This window comes from Pseudomonas sp. AGC41 (assembly GCF_057334555.1).
Genome location: NZ_JBHFJB010000082.1, coordinates 35,315 through 53,338 on the forward strand (window position 1 = coordinate 35,315; position 18,024 = coordinate 53,338).

Below are 18,024 nucleotides of genomic sequence, written 5' to 3' on the forward strand. Positions count from 1 at the left end.
CAAGCTCCCTGGCCACGAAAGCTGTCAGTGCAAGTAAAGGGGATTCACACCAGCGGAAAACTGTTGAAGTCGACGCTGCGAGCCAGGCGGCTTTCGATCAGGCTGATGAAACCCTGGACTTCGGGGCAATTGAAATGGGCCTGCATGGCCGCCTCCGATTGCCAGCGGGCGCTGACGTTCCAGCGGTCGCTGTGCTCCGGGCAACGATCGACCATGTAAGCATCGCAGCCCGGCAAGGCGCGCAGGGTTTCGACGATTTGCTGCAACTGCCGGCCGAGTTCTTCCGAGCGTCCGGCGGCGGCTTGCACCTGTACGGTGTTGATCACTTGGCGAGACATTGTCCTGGCTCCTGAATCAAGTCGAACGGGAGTGCTTCCGATACGTGATGACACCCAAGCAGAATAGGCCTGCCGGCACCCGGCTAAAACAGCCAATGGGCGGATAAATCCCCAGTCCAATCGATCAGGCGACCTGCTGGAGAATGTCGCGCAAACGGTCGAGGGCAACGTCGATGTCGAGCAGTTCGATGGCGCCAAAGCCTAGCATCAGGCCGGAGCGTACCGGTGCGGCATGAAAAAAACCGTCGAGGCTGTAAAGCCCGACCTCGGCTTTTTTCGCCAGCTCGATCACCAGTGGCACGTCGATTGGCACCTTGCACAGCACCGCCATATGGAAACCCGCGGTGGTCGGCACGGCCTCGAACCAAGGCGCCAGATCGTCACCCATGCGCGCCAGGAGTCGCTCGCGCCGGCCTGCGTACAGGGCGTGGCAACGGCGGATGTGCTTGAGCAGGCAGCCCTCGGCGATGAATTTGGCCAGCGCCCATTGGGGCAGGGTGGAGGTGTGCTGGTCGGTGAGGCGCTTGGCGAGGATCACCGCTTCCAGGATCGCCGGGGGCAGGATTGCATAACCGAGCCGCAGCTCCGGCAACAAGGTCTTGGAGAACGTCCCGACGTAGGCGACGATCCCGCGCTCATCCATGCTTTGCAGTGAGTCGGTGGGCCGACCTTCATAGCGAAATTCACTGTCGTAGTCGTCTTCGATGATGATCGCCCCCAGTTCATAGGCCCGCGACAGCAAGGCCTCGCGCCGGGGCTGGCTCATCGGCATGCCCAGGGGGAACTGGTGGGAGGGGGTCACGTAGATCAGCCGTGTGCCGTCGGGAATCAAGTCCACGCGCATGCCTTGCCCATCCACCGCCACCCCGGCCACCGTCGCGCCATGGGAGCCGAACAGCAGGCGTGCCGGCGGATACCCGGGATCTTCCATGGCCACCAGGCTGCCCGGGCGCGTCAGTACCCGTGAAATCAGGTCCAGCGCCTGCTGCGCGCCGTTGCACACCACCACGTCCTCGTCCTGGCAGTTGACCCCACGAGAGAACGCGATGTGCCGGGCTATGGCATTGCGCAGCGCCGCCAACCCTTCGGGCTGGCTGTAGAAGCCCTTGGCGTTGGCGATCTGACGCAGGGCATGGGCCGTACACCGGCGCCAGTCATCCAGGGGAAACTGGCCTTTACCGGTAGCGCCGCCGATGAAGTCATAGCGCAACGCACTTTCGGCAAGCGGGTGACGCAGCAGGTCCGGCATGTTGCGCCAGGTCTCGACGACGTCCGCCCCGGCGAGCTCGCGGTGGCTTTGCTTGCGCACGATGTTGGCTGGGCGGGCATTGACGTAGGTGCCCTTGCCAATGACGCCGGTGAGGAAGTTTTCGTAGGTCAGCTGGGCGTAGGTGTCGGAGACTGTCTTGCGCGAGATGCCCAGTTGCTCGGCCAGCAGACGGCTGGGCGGCAGCTGCGTGCCGGCCGCCAGGCGACCGCTTTCGATGGCGCTGCGAAGTTGCCGGTACAACTGGCCCGTCAGGTCCTTGCGGCCGTTGATGACGACATGAAGTTCCATACCCGCGGGCTCCTGGGTGATCGTTGGCGGCAGGGAAAACGCGAGATTACTCGCAATGCGCTGGGGCGGAGAAGTTGCGTGGGGGTTTTTCGGCGGATTGGACCTGTCACGCGCGGCCTCGACGACCTACCGTGGATTCATCGATCACTACGGAGCCCGCCATGAGCCCGCGTCTGGATTACTACAGTGCGTCCCCCGCGGCGATGAGGGCCATGATTGGCCTGGAGGCGCTGACCAGTCGCCTGAGCATAGAGCCGGCGTTATTGCACCTGATCAGGATCCGCGCCTCGCAGCTCAACGGCTGCGCCTTCTGTACCGACATGCACTCGGTGGATGCCCGTCGCCAGGGCGAGACCGAGCGGCGCCTCTACGCGGTGGCGGTGTGGCGCGACAGCGGGTTTTTCAACCCGCGCGAACGCGCCGCCCTGGCCTGGACCGAAGCCGTCACGCTGCTGGCCGAAAGCCAGGTGCCAGACGACGTCTACGCCCTGGCCCGTGCCAGTTTCAGCGAAGAAGAACTGGTGGACCTGACCCTGGCGATCAGCACCATCAACAGCTGGAACCGCCTGGCGGTAAGTTTTCGCCAGAGTCCCGGTGGTTAAGCGGCTGGTTTGGATCACGTGCCTCCGGTCCGTTGCTTTGAACTCAGCCACGGCAATCACCTCTAATTTACCCAATCAAGCCGAGGCACCCCCTGCGCAATGCCCAGAATCCTGACTCACCCTACGCCCGAAGAAGAACTGACCGAGCACAATGCCAAGCTGTTCGGCTCACCCAAGGAGCGGCTGGACTTCTACCGACGGGAGATTCAGTACGAAACCAGCATCCTGGCCAATCGAACCGACGCGTATCTGGCCGCACAGTCGTTCCTGGTGATTGCCTTCGCGTCGTGCATGGCCAACCTCAATCCGGAGTGGGGCAAGCTCTTCACGCTGATCGTACCGCCATTCCTGGCGCTGCTCGGTTTCCTGAGTTCGCTCAACGCCTGGCCGGGCATTCGGGCCGCCTACGAAATCATCGACCATTGGCATTTCAAGCAAAGCGAGTTGCTGCGCAGTGAACCGTTGATGGGCCTGGCCTATGACGAGTCGCCGCTGTTCAGCGAGCGCGAGTCGACCCACAAGGGTTATCGCAAGTCGCTGCTGTTTTCGGTGCGTACACCCTGGATATTCGCGGCGTTCTGGGTGTTGTTGGGGGTGTATTCGGTCTTTATCCAAGTGACCGATCCGGGTGGCTGACTGTCACTTTTTTCGGCGCTCATACCACGCCAGTGCGGGTTGGGTACTCACGCCGTGGACCAGGATACTCAGCGCCACCACCGACAGCGTGAGGTCGATGCACAGCTGCGCCACTTCGGGTTGCAGCTGGTGGTTCAAGGCGTAGAACAGATAAAACAGGCTGCCAATGCCGCGGATGCCGAACCAGCCGATCAGTAGCCGTTGCGGCCCGTCCAGCAGCCGTCCCCAGGGCATCGCCAATACACTCAATGGGCGGATTACCGCGAACAACAGGGCGCCAATGGCCACGGCCCGCCAATCCCAGTGATGGGCGAGGACCACGCCTAGCAGTGTCACCAGGAAAACTTCCATGGAACGCTCAACCAGGCTGCCAAACGCCAGCATGTCGCTCATCATCACCCCGGCTGCCACTTGGCCATCGTCCAGGGCCTGGGTGTCGCCGTGCACGGCCTGCTCCGGATCAACCGCTTCATGGCCTACCAACGGTTGCACCAGATGCTCGGCCGGCGGCGCGTTTTCATCGGTGGACTCGACTTCCGCCTGACGCAATCCCAGGCCGGCGGCGAACACCGAAAGAAAGCCGTAACCCTGCACCGACTCCGCCGCGACGTACGCCAGGGCGATCAACGCCAGGGCCAAGTAATCGTTTGGCGACAGGGTACTGTCGGCGTTCTTGATGCGCATCGACAAGGTCAGCCGGCCAATGCCACGCCCCATCCAGTAGCCGATCAACAGCCCCGCCGGTACGGCCCACAAGACGTTGCGCAAGGCCCACTCGCCGAGGAATCCGCTGCCGTCTTCCTGGAGCATGAGCAAGCCAAGGATGACAAAGGGAAATGCGGTGCCGTCGTTCAGCCCGGCTTCCCCGGACAAGCCGAACCGCACGCGATCATCGTCGCGGGCATCGTTGACCTGCACCAGTGCCGCCAGCACCGGATCGGTGGGCGCGAGCATCGCGCCGATCAGCATGGACACGCCCCATCCGAGCCCAAACAGGTAGTGCAACGTCAGGCACAGGCCGACGATAGTCAGGATCATCACCGGACCGGCCAGCCCGTAGGCCACGCGCCAGCTGCGGTTCTTCAGTGGCAGGCGCAGCTTGAGACCGCTGACGAACAGCGAGAACACCACGGCGACTTCGGTCAGGTGCTCCATCCAGGCGGACGAATCGTCGACCCCCAGCCGCAACAGACCCAGCCCCGCCGGGCCAATGGCGACGCCCAGCGCCAGGCACACGGCAGAGGTGGTGACCGGCATCCAGCGCAGGTAAGACGACGTCAGGGCCAGGGTCAGCAACACGGCACCGAGCACCGCTACCCACACTGTGAAGATCATGGTTGCTCCTTGGATTGTGACCACTCATTTTCCTGTGGCCCTCGCCACGAAAAGCCGCCTTGCCTAGCGTTCGAGGGTATTAGCGAAGCGAGGGTTCCCCGGCATATCGGCACGCTCCCGTTTATCCGGGCGCTTTTCGATCCAGGGGAATTTTTTCCGCTGCGCGAGGCTCTGCAATGGAAGAGACGTGCTGATCGAGCGTCCCGTCGAGAAACCCAAGAGGCCTTTATGACTGCGCTGACACCCCTCCAATCCAGGCCTGCCACCGCGCAGCCATTCACCACTTCCGGCAACGTTCGTCAATGCTACGAGCGGTTGCTGCAGGGCGCCGACGACAGCGCCAAGCAAGCCGATGCCCAGGCCTTCCTCCAGCCCTGCCTGGAGCAGGCCGCGGCGTTGCCGCAGGAGATGCCCGACGATCCGGCGGCGCTGCTTGCCTGGGTAGAACAGCACAGCGCCGGCGTGGCCCGGCAGTACGCCGACTACCTGGAACGACGCAAGAGCGGCGGTCGTCGGGAGTTCTTCCACAACAAGGCCCACGCCTTGTATTTCCTGCAGGCGGTGGGACCGACCAAACTGGTGGATGGCGCCTGGTTGTACGGCGTGCTCAGGCACTGGCATGACCACCGTTTCGAAGGGTTGCTGTGTACCTATCTGGAAGAGCTCGGCGATGGTGTGCCGGCCCAGAACCATGTCGTGCTCTACCGCAAGCTGCTGGCCGAACACGGCCTGTCGGACATGCCCGACATCGACGATGACCGCTACCTGCAAGGTGCAGTGCAACTGGCTTTGGGGTATGCCGGCGACGAGTATCTGCCCGAGGTCATCGGCTACAACCTCGGCTACGAACAACTGCCACTGCATTTGCTGATCAGCGCCTATGAGCTGAGCGAGCTCGACATCGACCCGTATTACTTCACCCTCCATGTGACCATCGACAACGCCAGCACCGGCCATGCCCACAAGGCTGTGCAATCGCTATTACAACTGATGCCGATGGAGGCGGATCGCGAATCCTTCTGGCGTCGGGTCACCCTGGGCTATCGCCTCAACGACCTGGGGCAGGGCAGTCGAGCGGTCATCGAGTCGTTTGACCTGGAACGCGAAGTCCTCGACATGCTTGAGCGCAAGCGCCCGTTTGGCCAACACATGCATTCCGATTACTGCAAATTCGAAGGCAAGACCGTCAACCAATGGCTGGCGGAGCCGGGACAGCTGGAAGGCTTCCTCAAGGCCATGCAAGGCAAAGGTTGGATCCGGCGCCACGAAGACCCGCAGAACAGCCGCTTCTGGACCCTGATCGAAGGCGCCGGCGCGGCGATGTTCGGAGTCTTCAGTCCTTACGAAAAGCAGCTGCTGCACGATTGGATTGCCGGCGACTGGCTGGAGGAACGCGGTCGCCCCGGCGCCCGCCGCAGCCTTGGCGCGGCGCAGGATACCCAGGCACCGACGCAAGATCCGGACGTGCAGAACCTGCAGCAAGTACTGCGGGGCAAGGCGCCCGATGCGCAGATGCAGATCCTCATGCCCTGGCTTTCGCCGCGCGCCCATAGCCATCCGGCCGGGCTGCTGGCGACTCGCCGGTTCATCGAACTCAAGTCCGCCCTTCGTTAGGAGCCCTGCATGAATCAGGAAGATCGCCTGTCCGAACCCGACCTGGCGCTGCTGCAACTGGGTCGCCGCCTGCACGCCGACGGCTACCGTTTCATCACCCCGACGCCGTTGACCCATGAGCGGGTCAACCAGCGGCCCGGCAACGAGCGCTCGAAGACCCTGCGGGACGTTTTCGGTTGGTCGCGGCCGTTCGCGCCAGGGCTGATTTCCGCCGATGAGCAGCGTCAGTTGCAGGAGGCGCAGGTGCTGGAGGAACGTGACGGCCTGTTGTACAGCCGCGTGCGCTGGTCGAGCCTGGACGGCATGCTGTTCGCCCATTCGCAGTTTCCCACCCAGGCCAATGACGCGGTGTTTTTCGGCCCGGACAGCTATCGGTTCGCCCATCTGATCCACACCCACCTGCAACAGAATTTCACCGCGGTGCATCGGGCCGTGGACATCGGCTGCGGTGCCGGTGTCGGGGCCATGGTGATTGCTCGCGCCCGGCGCGAGGCCGAGGTTCTCGCCGTGGACATCAATCCCCTGGCCCTGCGCCTGTGCGCCGTCAACGCCGCGCTGGCCGAGGTCGCCAACGTCGAGGTCGCTCACAGTGACGTGCTTCGGGACGTCGAGGGCAGCTTTGATCTGATCGTTGCCAATCCACCGTACATGGCCGACCCGGCCGCGCGCGCCTATCGCCATGGCGGCGGCGCGCTGGGCGCCGGCCTGTCGTTGCGTATCGTCGAGCAGGCGCTGCCCCGGCTTACGCCCGGTGGCTCGCTGGTGCTTTATACCGGCGTGGCGATGGTCGACGGTCGCGATCCATTCCTGGAGGCGCTCGGCCCTTGGCGCGATTCAGCGGAGTACGGCTGGACCTACCGGGAATTGGACCCGGACGTCTTCGGCGAGGAATTGCTGACCCCGGGTTATCAGGACGTTGAGCGGATCGCCGTGGTGGCGTTGGTTGTCACCCGCACGGGTGCGGGTATCGGAGGGAACATCGATGGACAGGCGTCTGAAGTTCGGCATTGAAGAGGAATATTTCCTCACCGATCTGCAAACCCGGCACATGCCCGACCAGCCGCCCGCGGCGGCGATTGCGGCATGCCGGGAGGAGCTGGGGGAAAATTTCGCCCACGAGATGTTCCTCAGTCAGGTGGAGATGGCTTCGCCCATCTTTCAAAACCTGGCGGAGGCCGCAGATTATCTGGCCCAGGTGCGTAGCGGCCTGACGCGGCGCCTGGCACCCCACGGCCTGGGATTGTTGAGCGCCGGTTCACATCCGATGACCACGGTCGGCTTGCAGCCCACCGACGAGCTGCACTTCCAGCAGTTGTTCGACGACTACCAGCGGGTGGCGCGCCGCAGCGTATTATCGGGCCTGCATGTGCACGTGGAAGTGCCGGGCGATCAGGACCGGATCAAGGTCATGAACGAAGTGCTGCCATGGCTGCCGATGTTGTTGGCGCTGAGTGCGTCTTCACCGTTCTGGAACGGCGGCTACAGCGGCTTCAGCAGTTATCGCCAGGTGGCCTGTGATGAATGGCCGCGCATGGGCGTGCCGGAGTTCTTCGCTGACGAGGCCGCGTTCAACGGCTACGTCGACATGCTCACGCGCACCGGCTCCATTCGCCAGCCCAGCGATTGCTGGTGGGTGCTCAGGCCGTCGTCGCGGTACCCGACGCTGGAGCTGCGCATCTGCGATGCCTGCCCGCGGATCGACGACGTCCTGTGCCTGGTTTCGCTGTTTCGCCTGATGGTCGCCCATGCCTGCGCCCAGCCCAAGCCAGGGGCCAATTACAGCCTGATGTCCCAGTGGATCCTCAAGGAAAACCGCTACCGGGCCAAGCGCCACGGCATCCTGGCGGAGTTCATCATTGAGGGGCAGGAACAACCGATGCTCATTGGCGAATGGCTGAACCTGGCCGAGCAGACCTTCGCCGACACCGCGACAGCGCTGGGTGTACAAGACGTGTTCAAGCAGGCCCGCCGGATCGTTCAGGAGGGCACCAGTGCTGATCGCCAGGTCGTGCTGTATGAACAAGGCTTGCTGCTGGGGGATTCCATCGAACAGGCCTTGAGCCGCGTCGTTGATCAGTTGCTGTCGGAAACCGCCGGCATGCCCGTGGCCGATCCGACCCTTGCGCAAGTTGCAGGTGGCCCATGACCAGCAAAACCCTTGAAGACTACAACCGCATGCGCGACTTCGCCGCCACCCCGGAACCGGCGGCGAAGCGCTCGCGCAAAGCGGCGAAAACCGCCCACGCCTTGCAGTACTGCATCCAGAAGCACGACGCCACGCGGCTGCATTACGATTTTCGCCTGGAGCTGGACGGCGCGCTCAAGAGCTGGGCTGTGCCCAAGGGCCCATCCCTGGACCCGAAGGTCAAGCGTCTGGCCGTGCATGTCGAAGACCATCCGCTCGATTACGCGACCTTCGAGGGCAGCATTCCCGAAGGGCATTACGGTGCCGGCGAGGTCATCGTCTGGGACCGGGGCGTGTGGATTCCCCAGGGCGACGTGCATGAAGCCTACGAAAAGGGCCGGCTCAAGTTCGAGCTGCGCGGGGAGAAGCTCGCCGGCCTGTGGAACCTGGTGCGCACCCATATGCCCGGCAAGCAGGAGCAATGGTTCCTGATCAAGCATCAGGACGACGCGGCGCGTCCGGAAAGCGAGTACGACGTGGTCCAGGCCGAGCCGGACAGCGTGCTCAGCGACCGCACGATCGTGCCCAAGCGCCGAGGCAAGGCCGCTGCCGTCAAAGCGGTAAAACAACCGGAAAAAGCCGCGCCGCCGAAAACCTCGAAAAAAACCGCGAAGACCACCCTCAGCGGCGCCGTTGCCGGCCCGATTCCCGAAACCCTCAAGCCGGAACTGGCGACGCTGGTGGAGAGCGCGCCCGATGGCGACTGGCTCTACGAGATCAAGTTCGACGGCTACCGGGTCATGGCGCGTATCGACAATGGCGATGTGCGCTTGATCACCCGCAACGGCCATGACTGGACCCACAAACTGCCGAAACAGGCCGAGGCCCTGGCTGCGCTGGGGCTGGAGTCGGCCTGGCTCGACGGCGAGATGGTTGTCGCCAACGAGCAAGGCGTACCGGATTTCCAGGCCTTGCAGAACGCCTTTGATGCCGGCAGCAGCGGCAAGATCGCCTATTACCTGTTCGATTTGCCGTACCTCAATGGCATGGATCTGCGCAAAGTGCCGGTGGAGGAGCGTCGGGCCGCGCTGGCAGCGGTGCTTGAGGCGAATGAAGATCCGTTGCTGCGTTTCTCCGACGCCTTCGAGGAAACCCCCGAAGCACTGCTCAACAGCGCTTGCCAGATGCGCATGGAAGGACTGATCGGCAAACGCCAGGGCAGCGCCTATGTGTCCCGGCGCAGCAGCGACTGGATCAAGCTCAAATGCAAGAATCGCCAGGAGTTTGTCGTGGTCGGCTTCAGCGAGCCCAAGGGCTCGCGCAGCGCGTTCGGCGCCTTGTTGCTGGGCCTGCATGACGTCGACAGCGGTGAGCTGCGGTATGCCGGCAAGGTCGGCACCGGTTTCAACGAAACGACGCTCAAAAGCATCCACCAGCAACTGTTGCCCCTGGAAACGAAAAAAGCCGCCGTGGTCAACCCGCCCACCGGTTACGAGGCCAAGGGCGTGCACTGGCTCAAGCCTGAGCTGTTGGCCGAAGTGGCGTTTGCCGAAATGACCAAGGAAGGTTCGGTACGCCACGCGGTGTTCCATGGCTTGCGCAACGACAAGCCGGCCAAGGCGATTACCCAGGAACTGCCGAAACCGGTAGAGAAGCCCGCCAGGAAAAAAACCGCCGCCAAGGAGGAGCCGGCACCGGCCAAGGCTAAGACCAAGACAAAAGCCAAGGCCACCCAGGCACCGACACTGGGCGGCAAGGTGCGCATTACCCACCCGGACCGGATCATCGACGCCAGCAGTGGCACGACCAAGATGCAACTGGCCGAGTACTACGCCAGTGTCGCCGATTTCATCCTGCCGGAACTGGCCGACCGCCCGGTGGCGTTGGTGCGCGCGCCGGATGGCATCGCCGGCGAGCTGTTCTTCCAGAAGAACCCCGAACGCCTGGCGATTCCCGGCATCACCAGCCTGGACAAGGACCTGACCGGGCAGCCGGTGATGATCATCAACAACGCCGAAGCGCTCATCGGTGCGGTGCAGATGAGTACCGTGGAGCTGCACACCTGGAACGCCACCTCGGTCGATCTGGACAAGCCCGACCGTTTTGTTCTGGACCTTGACCCGGACCCGGCACTGCCGTGGAAGAGCATGGTGGAAGCCACGCAACTGACCTTGTCAGTGCTGGATGAGCTGGGCCTGAAGGCATTTCTCAAGACCAGCGGCGGCAAGGGTATCCACGTGGTGGTGCCGCTGACCCGCAAGTTGGGCTGGGACGAGGTCAAGGGCTTCAGCCACGCCATCGTCAGCCACATGGCCAAGCTGTTGCCGGATCGCTTCTCGGCGGTGTCAGGGCCAAAGAACCGGGTAGGGCGGATCTTCATCGATTACCTGCGCAACGGCCTGGGCGCCACGACCATTTGTGCCTATGCCGCCCGCACCCGTGAAGGGCTGCCGGTGTCGGTGCCGATTTATCGCGAAGAAGTGGCCGAGCTCAAGGGCGCCAACCTGTGGAACGTGCACAACGTGCATGAGCGGCTGGCGGAGGTGGGGCATGAGCCATGGGCGGGTCTGCAGAAAACCCGCCAGAGCATCACGGCCGAAATGCGTCGGCGGATCGGGATGAAGACCACCGCCAAGTAGCTGGAGTCGGATACTCAGCCGGAGCCAGACCGCTTTTGTGGCGAGGGAGCTTGCTCCCGCTCGGTTGCGCAGCGACCGCAAAAAACTCAGGGCTGCTGCGCACCCCAGCGGGAGCAAGCTCCCTCGCCACACAAGCAGTTCCCACTTGAGAGCACCTCCAGCCACAAAAAGGCCATTTCCACTAGAGGCACCGCTGACCCGAAAAGGAATATCCAGCTGGAAGGCCCATCCCTGGCCAGCCGCCTCTCTAATAAACCCGCGCCCGCCGCAATTGCTCGATCGCCTCAATCAGCTCGTCATAGGACACCGGTTTGCCGATGTGCTGGTCGAACCCCGACTGCCGCGACTTGTTCAGGTCGATAGCGGCACCGTATCCGGTCAGGGCGATGGCCGGGATGTTTTTGATGTGCGGCAACTCCCGCAGCGCCTGCATCAGTTCATGACCATTCATCACCGGCATGCCCAAGTCCGAGATCACCACGTCGTAACGGCCGTCCCGGGCCGCTTCCAGCGCTTGCAAGGGTTGATCGAACGCAACGACGTTGGCGTCCTCCATTTCCAGCAGCAGCTTGAGGGTATCGAGCACGTCGGGGGAGTCGTCCACCAACAACACCGTCAAGCCGCTCAAGCGTCCGGATTGCTCTTCGCAGGCTTGCGGCTTGGGCGCCAGTTCAGCCTTGCTCAATGGCAGGCGAATGGTGAATGTGCAGCCTTTGCCCAGCCCTTCGGACTTGACCTCGACGCTGCCGCCGTGGGCTTCGGTCAACTGCCGTACCAGCGACAGGCCGATGCCCAGCCCTTCGCGCTGATGGGTCGCATGCTGGGTCTCGGCCTGCCCGAACAGGTCGAACACCTCGTTCAAGTGCTCCGCGGCGATACCGACGCCTGAATCCTTGACGTCCAGGCGAGCCATGCGCCCGTCCTGGCTGGCGATCAGCTGCACGCGGCCGCCGTTCGGGGTGAACTTCAGCGCGTTGTTCACCAGGTTCCAGATGATCTGCTCCAGTCGCGTCGGATCGGCATTGACAATCAGTTCGCCGCCGTGCCCCTCGGGCAGCTCCAGGGTGACCTTGTTCGGGTGGTTGTCGTTGATGACTACGGTGTAGATGTCTTGCAGCACACGGCCGAGATCGACCGCCTGGCGCTTGAGCTTGAGCTTGCCGGTGCGCACCCGGGCCACGTCCAGCAGGTCGTCGATGATACGCGCCTGGCTGGTAACAGCGTCGCAGATGGTGTTGATCGCCCTGGCCGCCGCCGTGACGCTCTTGGTCACCGGCAGGCGGCGCAGCAATTCGGCGTTGAGCTGGATCAGGTTCAGCGGGTGCTTGAGCTCGTGGGACATGACCGCGAAGAACTCATCCTTCAAATGACTGCTGTTCTGGGTTTCCATCAGCCGCTGGGTCTGTTCTTCGTGGAGGCGCTTGTGGCCGGTGAGATCGCGGGCGATCTTCACATAGCCTTGCAAGTAATCGCCCCTGAGCAGCGTGACTTCGCCGCTGCAGAAGAAGCGGCTGCCGTCCTTGCGTTGATGCCAGCGCTCGTCTTCGCAACGGCCTTTGGTGCGAGCAATGCTCAATTCGGTTTCCGGCGCACCATTGGCACGGTCTTCCGGGATGAACAGGAAATCGTAATAGACGCCTTCGGCTTCGGCCTTGGTGTGGCCGAAAATCAGCTCCGCCCCGGTGTTCCAGCTGGTGATCACACCATGTTCGTCAAGCAGGATGATTGCGTAGTCGCGGGTGCTTTCGGCAACCAGGCGCATGCGTTCCTCACCCAGGCGCAATTCTTCTTCGGCTGCCCGCCGCTTGGTGATGTCGATGAAAGTCAACACCGTGCCGTCGATGTGGTCTTCGCTGGAGCGGTAGGGCAAGAGCCGGGCAATGTACCAGCGATCGTCTTTGCTGCTGACCTCGCGCTCAATCATATTCAGCGATTCGAACACCTGGGTGGCATCCGCAGCCATCTCCGCATAGTCCAGGCGATGAGTGATGTCGAGCAGTGAACGGCCGGTGTCCACCGGGAGCATGCTGAAGATTTCCGTGGCCCGCGGCGTGAACCATTTGATGCGCATGCTGCGGTCGACGAATACCGTGGCGATGTCGGTGGAGGCGATCAGGTTGGTGAGGTAGTCGTTGATCTTGTCGGTTTCCTCGACCTTGGTCTTGAGCTCGTAGTTGACCGTCAGCAGCTCTTCATTGATTGATTGCAGCTCTTCCTTGCTGGTCTCCAGTTCCTCGGTGGCCGAGCGCAACTCCTCGTTGATCGCCTGCATCTCTTCGTTGGAGGCCTTGAGTTCCTCACTGGAGACTTCCGCCTGCTCGATGGTGTCCTGCAGGTGCGACTTGGTGCGCTGGAGCTCCCGCTCCAGGTTGGCCAGGACCTGGTTTTCGGTCTGGTTGGTGATGGTAGCCATCTGCTGGCTGGGATCGACTTCCTCCTCCTCGAACACGACAAGGACAAACTCGCCATCGGATTGGTCGTCGCGATAGGGCTGGACCAGCAGGTCCACCAGGAAGCGCTTGCCACCGCGCTCCATATTGACCTGGCGGGACTTGACCGGTTGGCCGTTCTGGTTCACCTGGAACAATGCGGTGCGGATTTCCAGGCGAAGCTGTGGGTTGATCAACGTCAGCAGGTTGCGTGTCATCTCGCCACCGACATGCCGCAGGTAACGGCCGGCGCTTTCAATCATGTGCAGGATGTCGCCATTGCTGTCGATGATCATGCTCGGTGGCGCGGCCCGCTCGATGGCGCGCAAATGGATATCGGCAAACGACACCTTGCGCGGCGCGATGATCTGCGGGGCGACCAGGGACGAAGTGCTGCGTACGTAGCCGCCACGGGGCATGGTCGGTGTGCGGCGGCTGCTGGCGGTGCCATATTTGGCCCGGAAGATCCGATTGCGCTTGTCCACCGGGCTGAACAGCTCGCCGCACGCATCGGCCGACTCTGACGAACCGAGGAACAGGTAGCCTCCCGGGCGCAGCGCAAAGTGGAACATTTGCAGGATTTCACGCTGCACCTCGCGGTCGAGGTAGATCAGCAGGTTACGGCAGACGATCAGATCGATCTGCGAGAAGGGTGGGTCCGACAACAGGCTGTGCTTGGCAAACAGCACGCGCTCGCGGATTTCCTTGCGCACGCGGTAAGTCGCGTTCTCCTTGACGAAATACTGGCGCAGGCGAGTAGGCGGCACGTCGGTGACAATCGCTTCTGGATAGGAGCCGTTGCGACCGACGGTAATGGCACGCTCGTCGATGTCGGTGGCGAATATCTGCAGCTTGGCGTTGCTCGCATCGTGCTGCAACTGATCGCTGAGCAACATCGCCAGTGTGTACGCCTCTTCGCCAGTGGAGCAGCCGGCCGACCAGACCCTGATTTCCTCAGGCGGCACGCTACCTGGCTCGACTGGCTTCAACAGGTTGGGCAGGACGTCGCGCTCCAGGGCTTCGAAGGCTTCACGATCGCGGAAGAAGTTGGTCACCCCGATCAGCAGGTCCCCCAGCAGCGCCTTGGTTTCTTCGGGGTGGTTCTGCAGATACGCGTAGTAGGCGCCCAAATCTGGCTGGGTGGTGACCTGCATGCGCCGTTCGATGCGCCGCAACACGGTGGCCCGCTTGTAATGCTTGAAGTCATGCCCGGTGCCAGCGCGCAGTTGCACCAGGATGTCATGCAGCGACTGCTCGGCGGCGGCCGCTTCACGCTCGGAGGTTGGCGGTTGGGCCTTGATCTCCGGATCGTTGGCCGTCGGCAGGCGGATTTCCTGGGAATTGCGCCACAATTCCAGCAGCTTCTGCGGCATCTCCACCACGGGAAGCACCAGGTCGACCATCTGGGTGTCGATGGCTGCCTGGGGCATGCCGTCGAATTCGGCGTCCTGGGGCGATTGGGCGATGGTCACGCCGCCTTGTTCCTTGATGCGCGACAGGCCCACGGCACCGTCGGAGCCGGTGCCCGACAGCACCAGGCAGAACGCTCGCTCCTTGTGTACGTCGGCCAGGTCACGGAAAAACAGGTCGATAGCCACATGCCCGCCCGCGCGCGGCTCGGCCGGCTTGACCTTCAGATATCCGTCGTTCATCGACAAATCATGGGCAGGGGAAATGACATAGACGTGGTTTTTCTGGATCGGGACCGTCTCGGTCACTTGGAGCACAGGCATCTTGGTCGATTCCTGGATGATCCTGTCGGCGATGCTCTGATGGTCTGGAGACAGGTGCAGGACGATCACGAACGCCATGCCGTTGTCCTTGGGCATGTGCTCGAAAAAATGCTTGATGGCCTGCAAACCGCCCGCCGAGGCGCCAATCCCCACCACGGGGAAGTCCAGGCTGCTGGGGCTCAGCTCTCGTCGCTGTGGCACGTTGGGAGAGCGTTTGCTTGGTGATGACATATGACATTGGCCTTAGGAAGGGCGGCGGAGCGGTCCGGCGCTTGCGCCTCGATGTTCAGGGTGCAAAAAACTCGCAGGATAGTCGGGTTGGGCGAAGATTGCGAAGCTGATGTTCGCCTGACGGCGGCTACCGGCATTGTGCGCCTCAACGCGGGGTCAGCCCACTGGCACGCGAAGATATTCCGGCTGCAGATAGTTGAACCACAGCAGGATCATTTCCACCAGGATCGTTACCAGCACTAGCAAACCGACGCCCCAGACGCTCGCCGAATACAACAGCCCCTGTTCTTTCTTCAGGCCCATGAATTTCGGCAGGCCGACGAACAGCAGGAATGTCGAGTAGACCGAGGCGAGCAACAGGACCGCCACCGCCAACCAACGGCTGGGGTACAAGCCGAAGATCCCGGCGAGGAAGTACGGGGTGGCGGTGTAGGCGGCGAAACCGATGCATTGGTTGACCGTGGGCCGGGCCTCGAAGGTGCGCGACATCCAGCGGATGAACAGCCCCATCAGCGTGACGCCGACAACGATGGTCAGGTAGAGCAGGACGCACAGTTGCAAGGCGCTGGCTTGACTCAACCGCACAGTCTCGTTTTCAGCGAGGCTCCAGCCGGTCCAGGTAGTACCGATGAACAGGCACACCGCCGGGATCAAAGCGAGCAACAACAGATGGGCCAGGTAATGGTGGGGGTGAGCCTGCTCCTGCTCGCGAATGTCCCCCCAGGCAAACTCCGGATGGGTGAACAGTTTGACGAAAAGTACAGACATGACGACCTCCTGATCAGGACAGCCTCTGCGTGAGGCTCATACCGTTATGAGGTACAGGATCGGCCAGGGGTTTCATTTATTTGGCGTGCCCGGGCAACGGCGCGATAAAGGGAATGATTCGAAACGCCAAGGGTCAACCCATCAGCATCCATGAAGGACTGAATGCCATGACTGTTGCCCAATCCCTGGTTGATTATCTGCAAGAACATGAACTGCGCCTGACCACCGCCGAATCCTGCACCGCCGGGCTGATCGTCACGCTGCTGGCCGAAGTGCCAGGCAGCGGCTCGCTGATCGAAAGCGGCTATGTGGTGTATTCCCCCGAAGCCAAGCAGCGCTTGCTCGGCGTCAAGCCGCGGACCATCGATACTTTCAATCTCACCAGTCGCGAAGTCGCCGAAGAAATGGCCTTGGGCGCGCTGCGCGACGCCAACGCCAACGTGGCAGTCGCCACCACCGGGCTGCTGGGGCCGGACGACAAGGACGGCATACCCGCTGGCACGGTCTGTTTTGCCTGGGCGTTCGAGGTGAACGGCCAGCGTGCGCTGTTCAGTCGCCGGGAGCGGTTCTTTGGTGATCGGCGCCAGGTGCAGTTGCTCTGCAGCGAATACGCCTTGCAGCAATTGCCCGGCTATCACCAGCGCGCTTTGGCCGGTGAACTTCGATAGGAGCGGGCTCATGAACGATCAGTGCGAACAGGACGATCACCGTAGCCGTCAGTTCCCGGTGCGCGAGGACATGGTGTTCCAGCACAAGGTCTGGCGTTTCGAGCGGGTCGGTTGGTACGTATTGGTGCTGTTGGTGATCCTGACCCTGCTCGGGCTGTTTTCCCGTGGTCCGCTGAGCAGTCGCGAAGCGCAAAGCGCTGATGGCAGCATCGGCGTCGAATACGAGATGTTCCACCGCAATGGCTCGACCAATCCGCTGGTCATCCGTCTGCAAGGCGCGTCCAACGCGGTGTTGGCGGTGGAGCTCGGCGGCGACTGGCTGGAAGGGTTCGATGTGCAGAGCGTGCAGCCGCAGCCGGTGCGTTCGGCCGCCGCGGGGCAGGGCCTGAAGGTCTGGGTCCAGGCCGATCAACAGGGGCGGGCCAACCTGCACCTGTCACTACTCGGTGAAGGCCTCGGTACCTATGAAAGCCGCATTGCAACGGCCAACGGCGCCGAGGTCACGTTCAATCAATTCATCTTTCCGTAGGTGACGTATGGATTCGGTACTGCGAGCCGCCGCGATGTATGCGGTATTGATGGTGTTGTTCAAGATCGCCGGGCGGCGTTCGCTGGCGGAGATCACCACCTTCGATTTCGTGCTGTTGATGATCATCGGCGAAGCCACGCAGCAGGCGCTGTTGGGGGACGATTTCTCGATGACCAACGCGTTCATGGTCATCGTTACGCTGATTGCCATTGATGTCGGCTTTTCGCTGCTCAAGCTGCGCTCCGACTGGGTTTCGCGGCTGATTGACGGCGGGCCGACCGTGATTGTCGAGGACGGACGCATCCTGCAGGGCCGCATGCGCCACGCCCGGCTGGTGGAGGCTGACATCATGGAAGCGGCGCGATCGAGCCAGGGTATCGAGACGCTGGACCAGATCAAGTTCGCGATCATCGAGCGTAACGGGAAGATTTCGGTGATTACCAAGGAGTGATCCTTGGCAATGGCGAGGAGTGATCTTCAACAGTGGCGGGAGCGCTGTTGTGGCGAGGGAGTCCCCGCCGCGTCGCCGACGCTGCGCTGTCGCGCAGCAAACAAGTGTTCGGCTTAATATTGGGTGCGCGCGGGGACAGAGGCCGTAGCTATCACTGGTGTGTGCGCACCCGCGAGGGAGAGTGGCCGGCACGGTATCGGCGTGGAGTCGTTGTAGGCACAGCAAGCTGTGACCACGTATGAGAGAGTGAATCCGTTCGACACCGTGTGCCCCGCGCGCCGTTCAATCCTGCGAGGAATTGTCATGGCGCGCAAGAAGCAGCAGAAACGATTTGAAGTCGTTCACCCTCATTGTGCCGGTATCGATAT

Annotated in this window: 14 protein-coding genes; 9 read left to right on the plus strand and 5 right to left on the minus strand. The window is 62.4% G+C overall.

All coding sequences use genetic code 11. From position 1 onward, the window contains the following. Positions 1–44: 44 nt before the first annotated feature. On the minus strand, positions 45–338 hold the full coding sequence (locus ACE04F_RS14855) for a putative quinol monooxygenase (protein WP_434568562.1): 294 nt from the start codon (positions 336–338) through the stop codon (positions 45–47). 124 nt (positions 339–462) lie between these two features. Then, on the minus strand, positions 463–1,896 hold the full coding sequence (pdxR, locus tag ACE04F_RS14860; RefSeq protein WP_486107831.1) for a MocR-like pyridoxine biosynthesis transcription factor PdxR: 1,434 nt from the start codon (positions 1,894–1,896) through the stop codon (positions 463–465). Positions 1,897–2,057: 161 nt separating this feature from the next. On the opposite strand from pdxR, the gene ACE04F_RS14865 reads away from it, so the two are divergent. Together ACE04F_RS14865 and ACE04F_RS14870 are read left to right on the plus strand one after the other, a co-directional pair. Then, complete coding sequence (locus ACE04F_RS14865) at positions 2,058–2,498, plus strand: carboxymuconolactone decarboxylase family protein (protein WP_305494764.1); 441 nt, start codon at positions 2,058–2,060, stop codon at positions 2,496–2,498. Positions 2,499–2,597: 99 nt separating this feature from the next. Next, positions 2,598–3,134, plus strand: coding sequence for a hypothetical protein (locus ACE04F_RS14870; protein ID WP_486107833.1), 537 nt, complete (start codon positions 2,598–2,600; stop codon positions 3,132–3,134). Between the two features lie 3 nt (positions 3,135–3,137). Here the strand turns inward: ACE04F_RS14870 and ACE04F_RS14875 are convergent, their stop codons facing one another. After that, a complete protein-coding gene (locus tag ACE04F_RS14875; RefSeq protein ID WP_486107835.1) occupies positions 3,138–4,469 on the minus strand; it encodes a cation:proton antiporter in 1,332 nt (443 codons plus the stop codon). Positions 4,470–4,697: 228 nt separating this feature from the next. Between ACE04F_RS14875 and ACE04F_RS14880 the strand changes: the two genes are divergently transcribed. Genes ACE04F_RS14880 through ligD form a run of 4 tightly spaced genes read left to right on the plus strand, consistent with a single transcriptional unit; the run spans position 4,698 to position 10,847 of the window. After that, a complete protein-coding gene (locus ACE04F_RS14880) occupies positions 4,698–6,083 on the plus strand; it encodes an iron-containing redox enzyme family protein (RefSeq protein WP_486107837.1) in 1,386 nt (461 codons plus the stop codon). Positions 6,084–6,092: 9 nt separating this feature from the next. Next, the gene (locus tag ACE04F_RS14885) at positions 6,093–7,094 is read left to right on the plus strand and encodes a methyltransferase (RefSeq protein ID WP_486107839.1); all 1,002 of its coding nucleotides are present in this window, start codon (positions 6,093–6,095) and stop codon (positions 7,092–7,094) included. Further along, positions 7,066–8,229, plus strand: coding sequence for a carboxylate-amine ligase (locus ACE04F_RS14890; protein ID WP_486107841.1), 1,164 nt, complete (start codon positions 7,066–7,068; stop codon positions 8,227–8,229). The genes ACE04F_RS14885 and ACE04F_RS14890 overlap by 29 nt, the downstream gene beginning before the upstream one ends. Then, positions 8,226–10,847 (plus strand): DNA ligase D, encoded by a 2,622-nt coding sequence (ligD, locus tag ACE04F_RS14895; RefSeq protein ID WP_486107843.1) that lies wholly within the window; start codon positions 8,226–8,228, stop codon positions 10,845–10,847. The genes ACE04F_RS14890 and ligD overlap by 4 nt, the downstream gene beginning before the upstream one ends. Before the next feature lie 247 nt (positions 10,848–11,094). On the opposite strand, the gene ACE04F_RS14900 is transcribed toward ligD, so the two are convergent. Together ACE04F_RS14900 and ACE04F_RS14905 are read right to left on the minus strand one after the other, a co-directional pair. Beyond that, positions 11,095–15,240 carry a CheR family methyltransferase gene (locus ACE04F_RS14900; RefSeq protein ID WP_486107845.1) on the minus strand — a complete coding sequence of 1,382 codons (4,146 nt, stop codon included), beginning with the start codon at positions 15,238–15,240 and terminating at the stop codon, positions 11,095–11,097. 156 nt (positions 15,241–15,396) lie between these two features. After that, positions 15,397–16,008: a Yip1 family protein gene (locus ACE04F_RS14905; RefSeq protein WP_486107847.1), complete on the minus strand. Its 612-nt coding sequence runs from the start codon at positions 16,006–16,008 to the stop codon at positions 15,397–15,399. Positions 16,009–16,175: 167 nt separating this feature from the next. On the opposite strand from ACE04F_RS14905, the gene ACE04F_RS14910 reads away from it, so the two are divergent. From ACE04F_RS14910 to ACE04F_RS14920, 3 genes are read left to right on the plus strand one after another with little or no spacing between them, the layout of a single operon-like run. Then, on the plus strand, positions 16,176–16,676 hold the full coding sequence (locus tag ACE04F_RS14910; protein ID WP_486107849.1) for a CinA family protein: 501 nt from the start codon (positions 16,176–16,178) through the stop codon (positions 16,674–16,676). A 10-nt stretch (positions 16,677–16,686) separates the two neighbouring features. Further along, a complete protein-coding gene (locus tag ACE04F_RS14915; RefSeq protein ID WP_486107851.1) occupies positions 16,687–17,205 on the plus strand; it encodes a hypothetical protein in 519 nt (172 codons plus the stop codon). A 7-nt stretch (positions 17,206–17,212) separates the two neighbouring features. Beyond that, entirely contained in the window at positions 17,213–17,656 is a 444-nt protein-coding gene (locus tag ACE04F_RS14920; protein WP_486107853.1) for a DUF421 domain-containing protein, read from the plus strand. The last annotated feature ends 368 nt before the right edge of the window (positions 17,657–18,024 follow it).